At 68.0% G+C, this 13,888-nt stretch carries 14 protein-coding genes; 4 read left to right on the top strand and 10 right to left on the bottom strand.

The window, feature by feature from the left end; translation table 11 throughout:
- Window positions 1–7: 7 nt before the first annotated feature.
- A complete protein-coding gene (locus ABD974_RS06305; RefSeq protein WP_345302454.1) occupies window positions 8–1,396 on the bottom strand; it encodes a DcaP family trimeric outer membrane transporter in 1,389 nt (462 codons plus the stop codon).
- A gap of 209 nt (window positions 1,397–1,605) precedes the next feature.
- Between ABD974_RS06305 and acs the strand changes: the two genes are divergently transcribed.
- Both acs and ABD974_RS06315 read left to right on the top strand, forming a co-directional pair.
- Window positions 1,606–3,567, top strand: coding sequence for an acetate--CoA ligase (gene acs / locus ABD974_RS06310; protein WP_345302455.1), 1,962 nt, complete (start codon window positions 1,606–1,608; stop codon window positions 3,565–3,567).
- Between the two features lie 88 nt (window positions 3,568–3,655).
- Window positions 3,656–4,321 (top strand): response regulator, encoded by a 666-nt coding sequence (locus ABD974_RS06315; RefSeq protein ID WP_345302456.1) that lies wholly within the window; start codon window positions 3,656–3,658, stop codon window positions 4,319–4,321.
- A 250-nt stretch (window positions 4,322–4,571) separates the two neighbouring features.
- On the opposite strand, the gene ABD974_RS06320 is transcribed toward ABD974_RS06315, so the two are convergent.
- The 8 genes from ABD974_RS06320 to ABD974_RS06355 all read right to left on the bottom strand — a co-directional run bounded on the left by ABD974_RS06320 (window position 4,572) and on the right by ABD974_RS06355 (window position 12,419).
- Window positions 4,572–4,763, bottom strand: coding sequence for a CPXCG motif-containing cysteine-rich protein (locus ABD974_RS06320; protein WP_345302457.1), 192 nt, complete (start codon window positions 4,761–4,763; stop codon window positions 4,572–4,574).
- 72 nt (window positions 4,764–4,835) lie between these two features.
- On the bottom strand, window positions 4,836–5,414 hold the full coding sequence (locus ABD974_RS06325; protein ID WP_345302458.1) for a hypothetical protein: 579 nt from the start codon (window positions 5,412–5,414) through the stop codon (window positions 4,836–4,838).
- A 33-nt stretch (window positions 5,415–5,447) separates the two neighbouring features.
- Window positions 5,448–5,894, bottom strand: a complete 447-nt coding sequence (locus ABD974_RS06330) for a low molecular weight protein tyrosine phosphatase family protein (RefSeq protein ID WP_345302459.1) — start codon at window positions 5,892–5,894, stop codon at window positions 5,448–5,450.
- A gap of 240 nt (window positions 5,895–6,134) precedes the next feature.
- Complete coding sequence (locus ABD974_RS06335) at window positions 6,135–6,599, bottom strand: cupin domain-containing protein (RefSeq protein WP_345302460.1); 465 nt, start codon at window positions 6,597–6,599, stop codon at window positions 6,135–6,137.
- Window positions 6,600–6,713: 114 nt separating this feature from the next.
- Window positions 6,714–7,187, bottom strand: a complete 474-nt coding sequence (locus ABD974_RS06340) for a DUF2314 domain-containing protein (RefSeq protein WP_345302461.1) — start codon at window positions 7,185–7,187, stop codon at window positions 6,714–6,716.
- Window positions 7,188–7,288: 101 nt separating this feature from the next.
- Window positions 7,289–10,810, bottom strand: coding sequence for a PAS domain-containing hybrid sensor histidine kinase/response regulator (locus ABD974_RS06345; RefSeq protein WP_345302462.1), 3,522 nt, complete (start codon window positions 10,808–10,810; stop codon window positions 7,289–7,291).
- A 96-nt stretch (window positions 10,811–10,906) separates the two neighbouring features.
- Window positions 10,907–11,395, bottom strand: coding sequence for a hypothetical protein (locus ABD974_RS06350; protein WP_345302463.1), 489 nt, complete (start codon window positions 11,393–11,395; stop codon window positions 10,907–10,909).
- Window positions 11,396–11,426: 31 nt separating this feature from the next.
- Window positions 11,427–12,419, bottom strand: coding sequence for a helix-turn-helix transcriptional regulator (locus ABD974_RS06355; RefSeq protein WP_345302464.1), 993 nt, complete (start codon window positions 12,417–12,419; stop codon window positions 11,427–11,429).
- 123 nt (window positions 12,420–12,542) lie between these two features.
- Between ABD974_RS06355 and ABD974_RS06360 the strand changes: the two genes are divergently transcribed.
- Window positions 12,543–13,133 carry a hypothetical protein gene (locus ABD974_RS06360; RefSeq protein WP_345302465.1) on the top strand — a complete coding sequence of 197 codons (591 nt, stop codon included), beginning with the start codon at window positions 12,543–12,545 and terminating at the stop codon, window positions 13,131–13,133.
- Entirely contained in the window at window positions 13,130–13,600 is a 471-nt protein-coding gene (locus tag ABD974_RS06365) for a hypothetical protein (protein WP_345302466.1), read from the top strand. The genes ABD974_RS06360 and ABD974_RS06365 overlap by 4 nt, the downstream gene beginning before the upstream one ends.
- Before the next feature lie 112 nt (window positions 13,601–13,712).
- On the opposite strand, the gene rpmG is transcribed toward ABD974_RS06365, so the two are convergent.
- The gene (gene rpmG, locus ABD974_RS06370) at window positions 13,713–13,877 is read right to left on the bottom strand and encodes a 50S ribosomal protein L33 (RefSeq protein WP_052631863.1); all 165 of its coding nucleotides are present in this window, start codon (window positions 13,875–13,877) and stop codon (window positions 13,713–13,715) included.
- Window positions 13,878–13,888 lie beyond the last annotated feature (11 nt).

The following is a 13,888-nucleotide window of genomic DNA, read 5'->3' on the forward strand; positions in this document are numbered from 1 at the left end:
AGGCGCGTCAGAAGCTGTACTTGACGTGGGTGTGGATGCGGCGGAGATCGCCTTCGAGATCGTTCTCGAGCGAACGCTGGCCCCAGATCAGTTCGGCGCCGACATCGAGCTTGGGCAGCGGCGAATAGATCAGGTTGGCGTGGAACGACTGCGCGCTCTCGGTGGCGGCGAAGCCGGTGAGTGCGGTGTCGTTGTCGAAGTGCGCGGTCGAATAGAACAGGTTGCCGCGCAGCTTCGGCGAGAACGCGTGACGCCAGGAGACGAACGCGCCGTAGCCGTCGATCGCTTCCAGATCGCCGCCGGCGTCGGCCACGGTGTCGGCGCCGAGGCCGAAGCCCATGTAGCGGCCGATGCCCTGACCGGCGTTGACCGCGTAGCGCAGATCGTCGCTGGCGCCGAGATTGAACTTGCCCGACACGCTGACCGACGCGCCGCTGGTGGTTTCGTCGAGACGCTTGAACTGGCGGAGCAGGCCGGCGACGCTGAAATGGCCCCAATCGCCTTTCTTCTGCCAGCGTGCGGTGACATCGGGCAGGACGTTGTCGCCCGAATTGGCGCGCGTGGCGCCGCCGAGGAACGGCGTGACCGTGGTCTGCGGATTTTCCACCGAGAACGACCACGGGCCCTTGGTGTAGCGCACCTGCGCCTGGCGCACGAACACGGTGCTCTCGGTCGGCCCGACGAAGTCGACGCTGTCGGGCAGCGCGGCGACGTCCATGAAGTTCGACCAGGTCTGGCCGGCCAGCCATTGCGCACCGTTGGGACGGGTGAGGCTGACGTAGGCCTGACGCAGCGACACCGCATAGGTGTTGGTCGCGGTTTCGTTGCCGACCAGCGCGTTGCTGCCGCCGCCGAACATGTCGGCTTCGATGTAGCCCTTGATCTTGTCGCCGTCGCCGGTGGTGTGGTCGGCGCTGAACCAGAAGCGCGAGAACTGCGCGTGATAATCGGCGTAGGCATCGCCGCCATCGGCGCCCGCGGGGCCGACCGGAATCGCGGACGGCAGATAGAACAGGCGACCGGCGGAACCGTCGGCGATGCGACCGTCGCTGGTGTCGGTGACCATCGCGTCGAGCTTGATGAAACCGCCGTACGAGAACGCGGTGCCCGGATTGGCGGCGGTGAGGATCGGCGTGGACTGGATCTTCGGCTTGCCGTCGTCGGCGGGTTTGGCCGCGGGCGCTGCGGTCTGCGCCGCCTGCACCTGACCGACGGTGGTTTCGGTCCGCTGTTGTTGCGCGATCAGCTGCTGGACGATCTTTTCCAGCTCGGCGACGCGCGCCTCCAGTTGCTGTTCCTTCGGCGTGGCGCTTTGCGCGAGCGCGAGGCCCGGCGCCAGCAGACAGACCAGCAGCGACAATGTCAGCGGCCGTCTGCAATGCAGTCGATGATTCATGGTGAGCCCCTCCCGAGGGCGCATGCGGATGCACGGTGAGCGCAGACTGTGCGCGCCCGACCGCATCGCCTATTCGCCATTGGTCGAAGGAACGCGGGATACGGCGGTTTTTGCGACCATGGTCTAAGCGCGATGTTGCAGCGCAAAACGACGCGAGTGCGGCACACTGTGCGCCAGACTTGTCCCGTCATTCCGCGGAGGAAGCCCTCATGTCGCAGACCGACACCGCCCCGTCCGTCTATCCCGTGCCCGCCGATTTCGCGGCGCGCGCGCGCATCCGACGCGAAGATTACGAACGCGACTACGCCGCCGCCGTCGCCGATCCCGATGCCTATTGGGGCCGGATCGCGCAGCGTCTGGACTGGTTCAAGGCGCCGACGAAGATCAAGGACGTGAGCTACCACGTCGAGGACTTCCACATCCGCTGGTTCGAGGACGGCGAACTCAACGCCAGCGTGAACTGTCTCGATCGCCACCTCGCGACTCGCGGCGACAAGACCGCGTTGATCTTCGAGCCCGACGATCCGGCCACGCCGTCGCAGCGCATCAGTTATCGCGAACTGTACGAGCGCGTGTGCAAACTGGCCAATGCGCTGCGTCATCTCGGCGTGCAGAAGGGCGACCGCGTCACCATCTATCTGCCGATGATTCCCGATGCGGTCGTCGCGATGCAGGCCTGCGCGCGCGTCGGCGCGATCCACTCGGTGGTGTTCGGCGGTTTCTCGCCGCAGTCCATCGCCGACCGCATCGCCGATTGCGGCAGCAAGCTCGTCATCACCGCGGACGAAGGTCTGCGCGGCGGCAAGTCGGTGCCGCTGAAGGAGAACGTCAACGCCGCGCTGAAAATGCCCGGCACCGACTCGGTGGAAACGGTGCTGGTGATCCGCCACACCGGCGGCGCGGTCGGCATGCAGATGCCGCGCGATCGCTGGTACGACGCGGTGGTCGACAGCCAGCCGACCGAATGCGAACCCGAGCGCATGAACGCCGAAGATCCGCTGTTCATCCTCTACACCTCCGGCAGCACCGGCAAACCCAAGGGAGTGCTGCACACCACCGGTGGTTATCTGGTGTGGGCGAGCTACACCCACGAATCGGTGTTCGATCTGCGCGAAGACGACATCTACTGGTGCACCGCCGACGTCGGCTGGGTCACCGGCCACAGCTACATCGCCTACGGGCCGCTGGCCAACGGCGCCACCGCCGTCGTGTTCGAAGGCGTGCCCAATTACCCGACGGTCTCGCGCTTCTGGGACGTCGTCGACAAACATCAGGTCACCATCTTCTACACCGCGCCGACCGCGATCCGCGCGCTCATGCGCGAAGGCGAAGCGCCGGTGAAGAAGACCTCGCGACAATCGATCCGCCTGCTCGGCACCGTCGGCGAACCGATCAATCCCGAAGCCTGGCGCTGGTATTACGACGTGGTCGGCGAGGGTCGTTGCCCGATCGTCGACACCTGGTGGCAGACCGAAACCGGCGGAGTATTGATTTCGCCGCTGCCCGGCGCGACCGACCTCAAACCCGGTTCGGCCAGCAAACCGTTCTTCGGCGTGCAGCCGGCGCTGGTCGACGCCAACGGCGCCCTGCTCGAAGGCGCGACCGAAGGCAATCTGGTGCTGCTGGATTCCTGGCCCGGGCAGATGCGCACGGTCTACGGCGACCACCCGCGCTTCATCGACACCTACTTCAAGACCTATCCGGGCATGTACTTCACCGGCGACGGCTGCCGTCGCGACGCCGACGGTTACTACTGGATCACCGGCCGCGTCGACGACGTGATCAACGTCAGCGGCCACCGCATCGGCACCGCCGAGGTCGAAAGCGCGCTGGTCTCGCATCCGCTGGTCGCGGAGGCAGCGGTGGTCGGCTTCAACCACGACATCAAGGGCCAGGGCATCTATGCCTACGTCACCCTGGTGGCCGGCGAAACCCCGACCGAGGATCTGCGCAAGGCGCTGGTCGCGCACGTGCGCAAGGAGATCGGCCCGATCGCCACGCCGGATTTCGTGCAGTGGGCGCCCGGTTTGCCGAAGACGCGATCGGGCAAGATCATGCGCCGCATCCTGCGCAAGATCGCCGAAAACGCGCCCGATCAGCTCGGCGACACCTCGACCCTCGCGGATCCCTCGGTGGTGAAATCGCTGGTCGAGGAACGGTTGGTGAAGTGAGCGGGGCGGCCATGACTGGCGGGGGCCATTGGTGACCGCCGCCGGTCTGCGTTACCTTGGGGGCGCCGCCATCGCGATGCCGCTTCCCATGCCCACCATTCTTGTCGCCGACGACCACCCGCTGTTCCGCGAGGCCCTGCGCAATGCGGTGGCGCGGGCGCTGCCCAACGCGCAGCTGCGCGAGGCCGACAGCGTCGACGCGCTGTATGCGCTGGTCGAACGCGAACCCGACGCCGATCTGCTGCTGCTCGATCTGAACATGCCGGGCGCGCACGGGTTCAGCGCGCTGGTGCATCTGCGCGCGCATGTCCCGCAGCTGCCGGTGATGGTGGTGTCGGCGCGCGAGGAACCGGCGGTCATGCGCCGCGCGCTGGATCACGGTGCGGTCGGTTTCCTGCCGAAATCCGCCGACGCCACCACCCTGGGCGAAGCCATCGACACGGTGCTCGCCGGCGATCGCTGGGCGCCCGCGGCCGCGCTGAAGGCACCGGCGGCCGCTGCGGACGAACACGACGCAGCGCAACGCGTGCGCGAACTCACCCCGCAGCAATTCCGCGTGCTGCAGATGCTCGGCGACGGCCTGCTCAACAAACAGATCGCCTACGAGCTCGGCGTGTCCGAAGCCACGATCAAGGCGCACATGACCGCGATCCTGCGCAAGCTCGGCGCCAACAACCGCACCCAGGCGGTGCTGATCGCCGGCAAGCTCGCGATCGATCCCGAAGCGGTGATGCCGCCGCCGGAAGAGGACTGAGCGCGTTCGAAATGTTCGGATGGCATCGGTAAATGGGCCTGATCCATCACCGCAGCCCCTGTAGGAGCGCCGGCTTTCAACAGCCGCATGGCTGGTCAAGGCGCGACCGTCTGCGGATAATCTTCCTGTCACCCGTCGCGCCTTCCGGCGCTCCTACAGGGGTATTTCCCGGTTCGATGCGGGCTCGATGTCGTCCGTCTGCAATTGCACGAGAGACGGAGAGAACCATCTCCGCCGCCAGGACCGCGATCTATTCGTCCTCGGAGCGCGCGTCGACGCTCAGCACTTCGCCGTCCTCGGCAACCACGGTGAACACGATCGGACGGCAGCAGACACTGCAGTCCTCGACGTACTGCTGATGCTCGACCGAACCGTCGACGACGATCTCGATCTCTTCGCCGCAGTACGGGCATTGCACGAACGCGGTGTCGGTGTGGTGCATCGCGAACCTCCTTCGTGGAATCGTGTGCCGGCATGATGCCGGATGCCATCGCCGTTGGCATCCGTCGCGCGGCTAGTCTTCCCAGTAGAACAGCGTGTCGAACACGGCATACGGCCCGTCGAACGCGGTCGGGATGCGAATCCCGTCCGGGGCCGGCGCCAGCAGCGGCGCCGTCGGCAGCAGTTCGACGCCGTGGGCTTCGAGCACGATCCGCAGGGTGCGCAGCAGGCCGCTCCAGTCGCCGGGCGGCAGTCGATCGAGGTTGTCTGTCGTGATGAAGCCGGACGAGGTTCCGCTGTCGCGCTTGTTGCGGGTCCGGCTGCTCGCACCGAACACCGCGATCGGTGCGAGGCGCGACACGTACAGCAACAGCCCGACGGTCTCCACATGGGCGGGATGATCGATCTCGTCGACCCCGCCGCGACGCGACAGGAACGCCGAGATGTACGAGGCATACCCGGAGCCGTGGTGATCGTCTTCGATCAGGACATCCACGCCGTCGCGGCGCAGGGCCGCGAACATGCACTCGTAGAATCCGGTCACCGCCGCCTCGTCGCCGGAGAGGAACGGTTCCTCTTCGCAGAGCGGTTGCGCCTGCACCGATTTCTCCATGATTTCGCGGGTGATGTCGAAGGGGATGAGGTCGAACATGGCGGAATGCGTCCGGTGGTCTGCGCGCGGGGATCAGCCGAACAACAGCGGCGGCACCGTCTGCGCCAGGAGTTCGATCAGTTCCGGATCCATCTCCCGATAGTCGTCGGGAATATCGAGCACGTGGATCGGCGTGTGTTCGACCAGACGCGGAAATCCGGCGACGATGCGGTCGCGATGCTTGTGCTCCATCGCCATCACCACGTCCGCCCAGCGCAGGTCGTCGGCACTGATCGTGCGCCGTGCGTTCGGGCTGGTGCCGGCCGAGCGCACGGACATCAGCGGATGTCGCCGGAACACGCGTTCGGCGGTCGGGCTGCGCCACTGGTTGCGGCTGCAGACGAACAACACGTTCACGCACTCGCGTTCCGCGAGCTGCAGCCCCTCCACGCAGGGATATTCCATGCCCAACTGCTCCGCGCGCCGCAACTTTTCGGAGCGTGTGTAGACGAGCTTCCAGTGTTTGTCCTTCTGCGGCATGGGCTGGATTCGTCGGAAGATGCGCCGGTCGACCCGGGCCGAGACCGCGGATTCTAGATCATGCGCTGTCATGAGGCCGCGCCGGGCGGACCGCTCGCGCACGAGGATGGCCCAACGCACCCGATGCGCGGCCACGAACGGCCGGAACAGCAGTCCGTGCAGGATCACCGGCGCCGACGCCGCCTGGGCCGGCGCATCGACCCACGCGTTCGCGTCCCGCGGGGCCGGAGCAAACGTCCATCAATCGCGCAGTCCCGTTTTCGGACGGCCGTCGAGATCGGTCCAGAGATCGTCCGGCAAGGCGCGGTCGCGATGGCAAACGCGATCGTGGTCGGGATAGGTGATGTCGTCCACCGGGGCGCGGGTCCCGACGATCAGGCAGCGGGTCGGCGCGTCGCTGCGGTTCTCCAGACAATGGCCGACCGGCGTTCCGGCACGGAAGGTCGCCGCATCGCCGGGCCGCAGCACGGTCTCGGTCGCGCCCTCGACCAGCGTGATGTCGCCTTCGAGCACGTAGACCATTTCGTCCTCGGCCCGATGCCAATGCCTGATCGACGAACGCGACCCCGGCTGCAGCACTTCGACGAACGCGCCGAACTGGGTCAGGCCGCCGGCTTCGCTGATCCACAGCGTGCGATCCGGCGCGGCGCGACCCTCGACAGGCGTTTCTTCGATGACGAAACGATCGGGCGTGAAGGCGGGCATGGCGAAGATGCTCCCGGGACTCCGAGCAGGCTCCCGCTCTCGACAGCATGCCATGGCGTGCGCCGGGATGCGCGCACGCCCATGGCCAGTGCGGCGCGGGAATATTTCCTTCGATCAACGTCGGCCGTACGTATCCAGGAACTTGCCGACGACATTGCCTTCTTCCGATCCGTCCGGATGGGTGATCAGCCAGTCGAGCAGTTCGGATTCCGCGAACCCGTAGTCGTCGCCGAATCGATATCCGCGAACCGTATTGATCTCGCTCCAGATCCTGCCGTGGACCATGCCGCCATCGATGCTGCGAACGGCGATGAAGACCTGCTCGAACGCACCGGTGCCGTCGTGGAGGCGCGTGGTGACGAAGAACGATTGCCCTTTCGGCAGACCGGCGACGAATTTCTTCTTCGCCTCCGGATAGGTGCGTTTCGCTTCCGCGACGTGCGGTGCGATCGCGGCTTCGAAGGCGGCCAGCTCGCTCGAATGCGCGGTGATCGGTTTGTCCTGCGGCGCGTTCGGCGCGAGCTGCGGATCCTGCGCCGCGGCGGACCACGACAGCAGGATCAGGATGGCGAACATCTGCAACTTCATGCGGCCTCCGGCGATGGTGTCGCGGCACGCCATGCGCATGCCGCAGGGCTTGAAGTGTGGATTCCACCGGGCGCGGGGTCAACGCGGCGACGGGTCGCGCATCACCCCCGCGCCGCCAGCCACGCGCGCAGCGATGCGGGCTTCACCGGTTTGGTCAACACCGCGCAGCCGTATTCGCGCGCCGCGTGCTTGAGCGTGTCGCTGCCATCGCCGGTGAGCAAGGCCGCGGGCAGATCGCGCTTCGCGCGACGTCGGAGTTCGGCGATCACGCCGAGACCGTCGAGCCGATCGTGCAAGTGGTAATCGACGAGCGCGACATCGGGCAGCGACGACGCATCGTCGGGAGCGATGTGGGCCAGGGCTTCGTCGACGGTGGCGGCGGTGAGCGCGACCGCGCCCCAGCGCGAGAGCAGGGCGCGCATGCCGTCGAGGATTTCCGGATCGTTGTCGACGCACAGCACGCGCAGCCCGGCGAGCGCGTCCGGCGCGAGCATCGGCGTGGCCACCGGCGCGCGCACGGGCATCTCCGCGGCGACCGGCACGCGGATCGAAAACACGCTGCCGCTGCCGACGCGCGAATACACCTGCAGCGGGTGACCGAGAATGCGCGCGATGCGCTGGCAGATCGACAGGCCGAGGCCGAGACCGCGTTCGCCGCCGATGTCGGGGCGGGTGCTGGGAATATCGAAGCGACGGAACTCATCGAAGATCTGGCCCAGATGATGCTCCGGAATGCCGGGGCCGGTGTCCCAGACCTGCAGCTCGAGTGCATCGCCGCGCACGCGCAGCGCGAGCAGCACGCCGCCTTCGCGGGTGTAGCGCAGTGCGTTGGCAAGGAAGTTCTGCAGCGCGCGCCGCAGCAGGCGTCGGTCGCTGCGCACGAAGAGGCCCGGCCGCGCGTGCACGCGCAGCGCGAGGCCGCGGCCGGCGGCGCTGGGGGCGTACTGCGCGGCGAGTTCCTGCAGCAGCTCGGCCGCCTCGAAGTGCGACAGCTCCGGTTGCAGCGCGCCGGCGTCGAGACGCGACACGTCGAGCAGGCCGTCGAGCAGATCCTCGGCGGCACGCAGCGCGGTGTCCACGCGTTCGGCCAGACGCGCGCGCTCGTCGCCGTTCTCGGTCTCGCGCAGCGCGGAGGCGAACAGGCGCGCGGCGTTCAGCGGCTGCAGCACGTCGTGGCTCACCGCGGCGAGGAAGCGCGTCTTCGATTGCTGCGCGGCCTCGGCTTCGCGCGTGCGCAGTTCGACCCGGTGTTCAAGGGTTTCGTTGATCTCGCGCAGCGCCTGTTCCGCACGCTTGTAGTCGGTGATGTCGCTGAAGCTGGTGACGTAACCGCCGCCGGGCAGCGGTTGCCCGCGCATCTCGATGACCTGGCCGTTCGCACGCAGACGCTGGAACACGTAGGCCTGGCCGGCGCGCAGATGCGCAAGACGCCGGCGGACCTGGTTTTCCACGGTGTTGTCCACGGTATTTTCGACGGTGCTTTCCGCATGGCCGGTGCCCGGCTCGGCAGCCTGCGGACCCAACTCGTTCATCTCGGCGCGTTCGGCGCTCCAGCGGATCAGATCGGCGATCGGACGGCCGACGTAGAGCATGCCGTCGGGATAACCGAGCATCTCCTGATACCGGCGGTTCCACGCGATCAATCGCAGCTCCGGATCGACCACGCTCACGCCCTGGCTGATGTTCTCCAGCGTGGTCGACAGCACCTGGCGATTGAAGCGCAGTTCCTGGCTCGCTTCGTCGAGCAGCGAGACCACCTCGCCCAGTTCCATGCCCGAACCGCGCAGCGCGCTGGTGAGCGTGAGCCGCGCCGATGCCGCGCCGATGGCCGAGGCGAGCAGGCGTTCGGTGAACTGCACCAGCGCGCGATCGGCGAGCTGCTGCGGCTGCCACTGTCGGCGCGACGTGGATTCGGCGTACTCCGCGAACGCACGGCGGGCATGACGTTCGCCGACGATGCGTTCGGCCAGCGCCAGCAGTTCGCCGCTGCGCACGGTGCCGGCCCAGCCGCCGGGTCCGAGCGGCGAGCGCTGCGCGTAGGGATCGAGATAGGTCGCGGCGAGCAGTTGTTCCTGCAGCAGCGGACGTCGCCGTGCGGACACCAGGAACAGCGCGCCGATGTTGAACAGCAGCGACCAGAACACGCCGTGGGTCAGCGGGTCCCAGCCGGTGACGCCGAACAGCTGCTGCGGCCGCAGCCACGAGAATCCGAACAGGCCGTGCGCGATCCAGTCGGCGCCGGCGGCGCTGCTCTGCACCAGCGCCGGCAACAACAACGTGTAGGCCCATAGCATGGCGCCGGCGAACACGCCGGCGAAGGCGCCGGCACGGCTCGCGCCGCGCCAGTACAGCCCGCCGATCAGCGCGGGCGCGAATTGCGCCACCGCGGCGAACGCGAGCAGGCCGTGCTGGGCGAGGCTGTCGCCGGCGGCGGCGGCCATGCGGTGGTAGCCATAGGCCATCAGCGCCAGCGCGAGAATGGTCACGCGTCGCACCCACAGCACCTGACGATCGATGCCGCCGCTGGCGACCAGCGCGCGATTGCGCAGCAGCAGCGGCATCACCAGATCGTTGCTCACCATCGTGGACAGCGCGACGCTGGCGACGATGACCATGCCGGTGGCGGCGGAGAATCCGCCGATGTAGGCGGTCAGCGCCAGGGTGTCCCGATCGAGCGCCAGCGGCAATGCCAGCACGTAGGTGTCGGGCGATACGCCGCTGCCGGCGAGCAGCGATTGTCCGGCGAGCGTGATCGGCACCACGAACAGGCTGAAGAGCACGAGATAGCCGCCGAACAGCCAGCGTGCGGGCCGGAGATCGGCCGGGTCCTGGCATTCGACCACCGCCACATGGAACTGCCGCGGCAGGCAGACGATCGCGGCGAAAGCGATCAGCGTCTGCGCGACGAAACCGGTCGGCACGCCGGGCGCGGTGACGACATCGGTCGCCTGCGCGATGCGTTCGGTCAGGCCGCCGGTACCGGGCAGGTGCAGCAGCGCGAACACGCCGATGGCGATGAAGGCCAGCAGTTTCACCAGCGATTCCAGCGCAACCGCGAGCACCATGCCACGATGGTGTTCGGTGGCGTCGATCTGGCGCGTGCCGAACAGGATCGCGAACACCGCGAGCAGCAATGCGACGTACAGCGCGGGATCGGCGAACAACGCGTCGTCGCTGCCCGGCGCCAGCACCTCCACGCTCATCGCCACCGCCTTGAACTGCAGCGCGACGTAGGGCACCGCGGCGACCAGCGCGACCGCGGCGACCAGCGCCGCGAGTCCGGGCGCGCGGCCGTAGCGCGAGGACAGGAAATCGGCGATCGAGACGATGCGATGCTCGCCGGAGATCAGCACGAGACGTTCGAGGATGCGCCAGCCGAACAGCAGCATCAGCAGCGGGCCGAGATAGATCGGCAGGAAGCCCAGCCCGGTGCGCGCCGCGGTGCCGACCGCACCGTAGAACGTCCACGAGGAACAGTAGACCGCGAGCGCCAGCGAATAGACCATCGGCCGCAGCCAGCGCCAGCGCGGCCGCATGCCGCGCACGTCGCCGAGATAGGCGACCGCGAACAGCACGCCCACGTAGCCCAGCGATACCAGCAACAGCACCCAGCCTGGGATCATGCGCGTCTCGGCGGAATCACGGTCCGGCGAGTGTACGGCGAGCCGGCGGCCCGGCGCAGGGCTCCGACCAAGGTCGAAGCCCGCGGACGCGGTCGGTCAGCGTTCGGCCGCCGGCCGCGTCCGGCGTTCCTCCAGCGTTTCCAGCAGATCGTGGATGCAGCGTCGAAAATCGCGATCGCCGGGCAGGCCGAGTGTCTGGCACTGCAGCAGGCGTTCGCGTTCATAGGCGTCGGCCTCGGGCGGTTCATCGTGCCACGACAGACCGATCTGGCATTTCTTGGACCGGTACGCGACCAGCGTGGCGGCCGTGAGCCGCGGGTCGAGGTAGACATCGTCGATGCGCGACAGCGCGACCATGCGCGTGCCGTCGTTCTCAGGCAACACCGCCGCCTTCGCGACCATCTCCGCCTTCGGCGTTCCGCGATCGCGGGCGTGGACGGACATGCCGATCAACGCGGTTTCCTGCTGGTCGCAGGACAACCGGGTGTTGATCTCACCGTTCATCAGCGGCCGCAGTTGCGCGTGCGCGCCCGGCGCGACGCCCAGTGCGCACAGCCCGGCCAGAATCAGCACATGCATGCGCATCGGGCGGTTTCCGTCGTGTGTTCGCCGCGAATCATGCCATCGTCGGTGACGGCGGCGCACTGTCCGGCCCATCGCAACGCGCGATCACGGCCTCGGCCAACGCCCGCAACCGCAGCCGCAACGCCTCCGGCGCCAGCACCCGCAATTCCGGACCGATGCCGAGCAACAGCAGCGCAGCCTGCTCGATGTTCTCGATCGGCAGGGTCATCCGCGACCAGCCGTCGGCATCGGCGATGGCGGCCTGCGCCGCGGTCTTCGCATACGCGCCGAGCGCCGCGATCCGCGCCAGCCCGATGACGCTGACCTGGAGCGTCGCGGTATCGCCGCGCAGCTGCGCTTCGAAGCGTGCGGTCTCCGTCGCCCACCAAGCGGCGAGATCGAAGGCCGGCGGCCGTTCGAACACCCGATCGGTCGCGAGGTGATGGCGGATGTTCGCGACCTTGAAGATCCGCGGCTTGCCGTGGCCTTCGGCGACCAGATACCACTGCCCCGCCTTCAGCACGAGCCCGAGCGGCCGCACCGTCCAGTCGCGCACGCCGGTCCAGCTGTCGTAGCGCATCTCCAGCTCGGTGCGATCGAGCACCGCCCGCGCGATCGGACGCAGCACCGCGGGCGTGTCGTCCTCGCGATACCAGTCGACCGGATCGAGATGGAAGCGCTCGCGCATGCGTACGGCCAGCGCGCCGCCGGCATCGGGCAACGACGCCATCATCTTGTGCGCGGCGGCGCTGGCGGCCTCGCCCATGCCCAGCGCCTGCGCCGGACCGGGCATGCCGATCAGGCACAGCGCTTCGGCTTCATCGGCGGCCAGACCGGTGAGCCGCGTGCGATACCCGTCGAGCAGCCGGAAGCCGCCACCGGGCCCGCGGTCGGCATAGACCGGCACCCCGGCCGCCGCGAGCCGGTCGATGTCGCGATAGATCGTGCGTACCGAGACCTCGAACTCGCGCGCGAGGGCGTCGGCGGTCGCGCCGCCGCGCAGCTGCAGCAGGATCAGCAGGGACAACAGTCGACTGGTGCGCACGGGCTGGTCCGGCGGAGGGGGGCATCCGCGATGGGTTCGCAGGATCGTAGTCTATTCCTGACGGCATGTGTCAGGTATCGCCGCGTACGGTGGCCGCACCCCCCTTACTGACAGGCGCCCACCATGACCCGCACCCCCGACGATCCCGCACGCCGCACCCTGCTCATGTCCGCCGCCGCCGGACTCGCCGTCTCCGTTGCCGGCGTGGGCACGGCCACCGCGGACACCGCCACGGCGACCGACGCCGTGGCGCCGCCCCCCGGCAAGCCCGGCGACTTCGATTTCCTCGCCGGCGAATGGAAGATCCACCACCGCAGGCTGAAGACGCCCGGCAGCGACGACTGGGACGTCTTCGAGGGCGAGGCGACCTGCTGGACCCTTCTCGGCGGCATCGGCAGCGTCGAAGAGCTGCGCATCCCGGCGCGGAATTTCAGCGGCATGGGCCTGCGCCTGCTGGATGTCGAGAAGCGCGTGTGGTCGGACTTCTGGGTCAACGCGAAGTCCGGCGTCCTCGCCGCGCCGGGCATGCCCGGGCATTTCATCGACGGCGCCGGCGTGTTCGTCGCCGACGAGATGGACGGCGACAAACCGATCAAGGTCCGCGGCCTGTGGGACCGGATCACGCCGACCTCCTGCCGCTGGTCGCAGGCGCTGTCGTACGACGGCGGCAAGACCTGGCAGGACACCTGGCGGATGGACTGGACGCGCGCATGAGCAGCCGCGACTTCGACTTCTTCATCGGCGACTGGCGGGTCCGCCACCGTCGCCTGCACTCGCGCCTGGCGGGCGGCGACGACTGGGTCGACTTCGACGGCACCTGCAGCGTCCGCGCGCTGCTCGGCGGCGACGGGAATGTCGACGACAACGTGCTCGCACTGCCGGACGGCGCGTACCGGGCCGTCACCCTGCGCGCGTTCGACGCGGCGACGCGGCGATGGTCGATCTGGTGGCTCGACGGTCGTCATCCGGACCGGCTCGATCCGCCGATGGTTGGCGCATTCGATCAGGGCATCGGCACGTTCTTCGCCGACGACCGCTTCGAGGGCCGGCCGATCCGCGTGCGCTTCCTGTGGCGGGCCACGGATCCGCAAGCGCCGCGGTGGGAACAGGCGTTCTCCGCCGACGGCGGCGAGACCTGGGAAACCAACTGGACGATGGATTTCTCGCGCGCGCACCCGTAACGCGGGCGATCCGCCCGCGCATGGGTCGGAAACGAAAAAACCCGCCTTTCGGCGGGTTCTTCGTGGAGGCCGGATCCCCGCGTTCGCGAGGATGATCCGCGTCATGCGCGAATCACTTGATCTTGCCTTCCTTGTAGATCACGTGCTTGCGGACGACGGGATCGTACTTCTTGATCTCCATCTTCGCGGGGGTGTTCTTCTTGTTCTTGTCGGTCGTGTAGAAATGACCGGTGCCGGCCGAAGAGATCAGGCGGATTTTGTCGCGCTTGGAAGCCATGGTGAATTACT

The sequence above is a fragment of the Lysobacter hankyongensis genome, from assembly GCF_039543145.1.
GTDB classification, from domain to species: Bacteria; Pseudomonadota; Gammaproteobacteria; order Xanthomonadales; family Xanthomonadaceae; genus Lysobacter_I; species Lysobacter_I hankyongensis.

Coding starts and splice junctions, on each gene's coding strand:
- ABD974_RS06305 (WP_345302454.1), bottom strand. CDS start 1,396: ATGAATCATCGACTGCATTGCAGACGGCCGCTGACATTGTCGCTGCTG.
- acs (WP_345302455.1), top strand. CDS start 1,606: ATGTCGCAGACCGACACCGCCCCGTCCGTCTATCCCGTGCCCGCCGAT.
- ABD974_RS06315 (WP_345302456.1), top strand. CDS start 3,656: ATGCCCACCATTCTTGTCGCCGACGACCACCCGCTGTTCCGCGAGGCC.
- ABD974_RS06320 (WP_345302457.1), bottom strand. CDS start 4,763: ATGCACCACACCGACACCGCGTTCGTGCAATGCCCGTACTGCGGCGAA.
- ABD974_RS06325 (WP_345302458.1), bottom strand. CDS start 5,414: ATGTTCGACCTCATCCCCTTCGACATCACCCGCGAAATCATGGAGAAA.
- ABD974_RS06330 (WP_345302459.1), bottom strand. CDS start 5,894: ATGCCGCAGAAGGACAAACACTGGAAGCTCGTCTACACACGCTCCGAA.
- ABD974_RS06335 (WP_345302460.1), bottom strand. CDS start 6,599: ATGCCCGCCTTCACGCCCGATCGTTTCGTCATCGAAGAAACGCCTGTC.
- ABD974_RS06340 (WP_345302461.1), bottom strand. CDS start 7,187: ATGAAGTTGCAGATGTTCGCCATCCTGATCCTGCTGTCGTGGTCCGCC.
- ABD974_RS06345 (WP_345302462.1), bottom strand. CDS start 10,810: ATGATCCCAGGCTGGGTGCTGTTGCTGGTATCGCTGGGCTACGTGGGC.
- ABD974_RS06350 (WP_345302463.1), bottom strand. CDS start 11,395: ATGCGCATGCATGTGCTGATTCTGGCCGGGCTGTGCGCACTGGGCGTC.
- ABD974_RS06360 (WP_345302465.1), top strand. CDS start 12,543: ATGACCCGCACCCCCGACGATCCCGCACGCCGCACCCTGCTCATGTCC.
- ABD974_RS06365 (WP_345302466.1), top strand. CDS start 13,130: ATGAGCAGCCGCGACTTCGACTTCTTCATCGGCGACTGGCGGGTCCGC.
- rpmG (WP_052631863.1), bottom strand. CDS start 13,877: ATGGCTTCCAAGCGCGACAAAATCCGCCTGATCTCTTCGGCCGGCACC.